Source organism: Chloroflexota bacterium (assembly GCA_018829775.1).
Taxonomy (GTDB): domain Bacteria; phylum Chloroflexota; class Dehalococcoidia; order Dehalococcoidales; family RBG-16-60-22; genus E44-bin89.
Window position 1 is genome coordinate 1 of sequence record JAHJTL010000071.1, and the last position, 3,726, is coordinate 3,726.

Annotated in this window: 5 protein-coding genes; 2 read left to right on the forward strand and 3 right to left on the reverse strand. The window is 51.6% G+C overall.

Annotation, left to right across the window (positions count from 1 at the left end):
* Positions 1-456: 456 nt before the first annotated feature.
* From KKD83_06780 to KKD83_06790, 3 genes are all read right to left on the reverse strand, one after another.
* On the reverse strand, positions 457-696 hold the full coding sequence (locus KKD83_06780) for a hypothetical protein (protein MBU2535851.1): 240 nt from the start codon (positions 694-696) through the stop codon (positions 457-459).
* A gap of 41 nt (positions 697-737) precedes the next feature.
* Entirely contained in the window at positions 738-1,022 is a 285-nt protein-coding gene (locus KKD83_06785; protein MBU2535852.1) for a hypothetical protein, read from the reverse strand.
* A 456-nt stretch (positions 1,023-1,478) separates the two neighbouring features.
* Positions 1,479-1,733 carry a hypothetical protein gene (locus KKD83_06790; GenBank protein MBU2535853.1) on the reverse strand — a complete coding sequence of 85 codons (255 nt, stop codon included), beginning with the start codon at positions 1,731-1,733 and terminating at the stop codon, positions 1,479-1,481.
* 507 nt (positions 1,734-2,240) lie between these two features.
* On the opposite strand from KKD83_06790, the gene KKD83_06795 reads away from it, so the two are divergent.
* Together KKD83_06795 and KKD83_06800 are read left to right on the forward strand one after the other, a co-directional pair.
* Positions 2,241-2,681, forward strand: a complete 441-nt coding sequence (locus tag KKD83_06795) for a UPF0158 family protein (GenBank protein MBU2535854.1) — start codon at positions 2,241-2,243, stop codon at positions 2,679-2,681.
* Positions 2,682-2,684: 3 nt separating this feature from the next.
* A complete protein-coding gene (locus KKD83_06800) occupies positions 2,685-3,602 on the forward strand; it encodes a hypothetical protein (GenBank protein ID MBU2535855.1) in 918 nt (305 codons plus the stop codon).
* The last annotated feature ends 124 nt before the right edge of the window (positions 3,603-3,726 follow it).

Genomic DNA, 3,726 nt, shown 5'->3' on the forward strand with positions numbered 1-3,726 from the left:
CGGGGCTAAGCGGGCATTGCCCTCGTAGAAACCTAATCGACACCCCAGAAATCGATGTATGGATACCACTCCATTTTGCTTTCATTTCGACTTTTTTGACCCGGTTTCATCACCTTTATTCTACCACTTACTAAGCCATTCCTCACCCCTGCTGTCACCTGGGTGATGAAGTAATGTGGTTAACGGCAAAAGCTTGATGATTTAGAAGTTTTTAAACCCCCTTTTCCACAAAGGGTCTGGCATATAATTCAGTATATACCCTGGGGAATTTTAACGGGGTTGCGGAGAAAATTATGCCCTCGTGGGGTAATGTCTTAACCGTTTCAACTATCTCAAAGCTAAGTTGTCCAATACCCCATAGCTGGCTGCCCCGGCTATGTCCATATTTTGTCCCTTAAAGCAAGAATTGCCAACTCCCCTCAAACTTGAGATATGATAAGCCAGGGCCGGAAATCATCACTCGGGAATGACTGTTTTGCTGACCAGGTCCCGTCTCTGCAGCCCGGCACGCTTTAGCTCGCTCGAATAATCCAGGCCGATGAAGGGGGCACGGGCAATTACCCGCTCAAGTATTTGAACCCGAAGGGCGAGCTCTTCCAGCGACGGCAGCTTTCTGATTACCAGTTTTTCACCTACTGCCACACCAGGGCCTTTTCCCCTTGGCGTATGGAAGCGACCTTCCTCTGGACTGGGCATCTTCATCCTCCTTTGTTTTTGTCCCGCACTTTTATCAGATTCTAATCCAACCCGGGCGATATTCTGGTTGGCGTTCCCGCGGATAGTATCTCTGGCGGGGTCTCCACCTCATAGTTAATCGTCTTCTGAGTTGCTGCCGGTACCGGCTGCGTCTGTGGTGCTGGCTCTGGCGCCGGTGCCGTGACCAGCTTTGGAGCTTCCGCCATAGGCAGAACGTATTCTTTTTGAGGTGGGCGTTTCAGCCACGGCCAAATCACCTTAAATGAACTTGGTAACGGTGGACCGAATTGCGGTGGCATTGGTAAAAATTTTTCTAACTCGTTCATTTTCCCTCCTTCCCCATACAAAACGGGGCTTTTGCTCGCCCCGTTTTTAATGATGTTTTTTGTGGGCAGGCAATCAGTGGCCAACCACCTACCCCTGCTAACGTCATTGCCCCGGGCTGCTAATCGACCCCAAGCAGAGCCCGGTAGCATTACTATTCTATCACTTTCTAAGCCGTTCCTCACCCCTGCTGCCACCTGGTTGATGAATTAACCTGGTAATGGCAAAGGGGCGGTGATTTAGAAGCTTTTTATCTACTCTTCGCTAAAGTGTCCGGCATATAATGCAGCATAGACCCTGGGTAATTTTAACAGCGGTTGCGGAGAAGATTATGCCCTGGTGAGCAAATGTCGTAGTAGCTTTCACTATTCCAAAGCTAGGTTGTCGCAAGCACCATAGCTGGCTGCCTTCTCTATGTCCTACTACCGAGTCAGAATCCATGGACGAGTTATTTGGCGTTACTCATAGTTCAGAACGATAAGACCTCTTGCCGCCTGTTCTGCGCGATGCCTCTCCATCTGCCTCTCCGCCAGGGGGTCTGTAATATCCACGTAGCTGTGAGCGTAACCGTGATCTTTAACCTCACCACTTGGCGACTCAACCGCCGGGAGTTTGGGTAGCGGAAACGGCGGTGGGGGTAACGGCGGCAGCGCTTTGGCTATACCACCCAGGAAAGTCGCAAGGTCTTGCAGAGGATTAAATGTATCTGACATTTAGCTGCCTCCTTTGTTTTGGGGCAGGCAGCTAAGCGGTAGACCGTCTGCCCCAGCTAACGTGATCGGCTGCTCCCGGACTGCCAATCGACCCCTAAGAGTCCGGAAGCAATATAATTATAGCACTATCGTCATGCTCTTGTCCTTCCATTTTCGGGCGCCAAAGCTAATGCCGGAGCCCAGAGCCACAGTTGGCAATAAGAGACTCACCATGGTAAGAATCTGGGCGGTTTGCGGGCATGGTGAATGGTAATCTGCCTTCCCTTGCCAAGGGAAGTAGAGAGGGGTGCGCGCCCCTCTCCTTTGAAGGAGAAGGAGACAACCAGGGTGAGGTTAATAAACAACTTGGCTAATTCTCAAGTAACATTCCGATGGAGTGTGTGCCAACATTATCTTCCTGCAGGTGCCCCACTGGGTGCTGCCGTCCGCAACGCGGGTTTGCAAACCAGTCCCTAACATGCCATATAATCTAAACGTATACTCTTCCGACATGCCGTGAGACGAGACTTGGAGAACAAAAAGGCGCTGAATATAGACATTGATGAGCTTTGCTCAGCCATGGAGAACAGTTCGTATGAGAACGAGTATTATCTCGACCTCAAGACGGGTGAAATACTGTTTCTTTCGGAATACATGGATGACGAGGAAACCAGGAAGCTGAGAGACCAGATTGAAGAAGAGTCCGACCGCTACGAGCCAATCCCAAAGGCTGAATCCCACGAAGGCTATGAGGATATGCAGGATTTCATTGCCACTGTCGAAGATGAGCGTCTTGCCGAGCTACTTGAGGTGGCCATAAACGGCAGGGGAGCCTTTCGGCGCTTCAAAGATGTCTTACTTCGTTATCCCGAAGAAAGGGAGAGGTGGTTTCAGTTCAAGGATGAGCGGATGCAGCAAAGGGCGCTCGAGTGGCTTGATGATATTGGCGTAACGTTGGACGAGGAGTAAGAGGTGTCTCTCACTGCCAGCACGATAGAGGAATTGGTCGCCTGGTGTGCCAGTTGTGAAGCTCTGGTTGACATCAGGTCCAAGGCACGCAGTGACTTCTTCGGGTATGATGAGCCGGGAACAGTAAAGTATCTGCCAGAAGCAGGGGAGGTTAACGCGCGGGAGAGGCGTTTTCTGGGCTGGTTCTCCTTCAACTTTCGTCTGCCAGACGGCAGGCGTCCCGCAGAGATGGCCGCCGCTGCTTTGCTTACCGGGCCAGGACTGACCTCGGCACTGAAATCTATCCAGGAGGCCAGATATGTTACGGCGATAACTACCGTGGTGAGGCCCGGCAAAGGTGTCTATCTTCAGCTACAAGACGAGGAATTTGAGGTCGATAGCCGGATATTAAGCCAGGCCCTTCGCAGGGATGACGTTCTATGTGCTCATATCGTCCCTGTTGGGCGCGGCCGCTGGGTGGTATGTCCGGGCTGGTTAGTGTGGCCAACGCGATTTGGGCCGGGTATTCGCTCCCGCCTGAAGAAGTTTCAGCTTGATCCAATCCAGGTAGAGAGATTCCTGCAACGTAGAACAAGGGAACAGGAAAGCAAGCCGAAGATACAGTATCCCCGCGACAAGACCCTTGAGGAAGCGGTCGCCAGAATGACCGAGGCGGCCAAGTCTGAAGGGAAGAACAAACTGGTCAAGCCAGTAGAGGAGTGGAGGAAACTGGTCCTGGCCCGCATGAAAGCGAATGATAACATGAGTTTCAGTAAGGATATCGTGAAATGGGTTGGAGAAGTGGCATCACTTGATGACCTGAATAGATGGCTGGCTCTGGCGATGAACATCTGGAATGCCACGCCCCAACCTGACCGGGGAGGTAAGACTGCCTACGAGCTTTCTCGCGAAGAATTACTGCTTGACGACCAAGGCGGGTGAGCCAGACGGATTGCACTATAAGATGAAAAGTGTAGTCAACCTCTGGCCTTGCCACAGTTATCTTTTAGCCCTGGTGGTCCAAGCACATATTTGCATCGATAAGACTTGCACTACCGCAACGGGA

What these genes read in the sequence shown, in the direction of transcription:
- KKD83_06790 (MBU2535853.1), bottom strand. Translation starts at nt 1,733, where the DNA reads ATGTCAGATACATTTAATCCTCTGCAAGACCTTGCGACTTTCCTGGGT.
- KKD83_06785 (MBU2535852.1), bottom strand. Translation starts at nt 1,022, where the DNA reads ATGAACGAGTTAGAAAAATTTTTACCAATGCCACCGCAATTCGGTCCA.
- KKD83_06780 (MBU2535851.1), bottom strand. Translation starts at nt 696, where the DNA reads ATGCCCAGTCCAGAGGAAGGTCGCTTCCATACGCCAAGGGGAAAAGGC.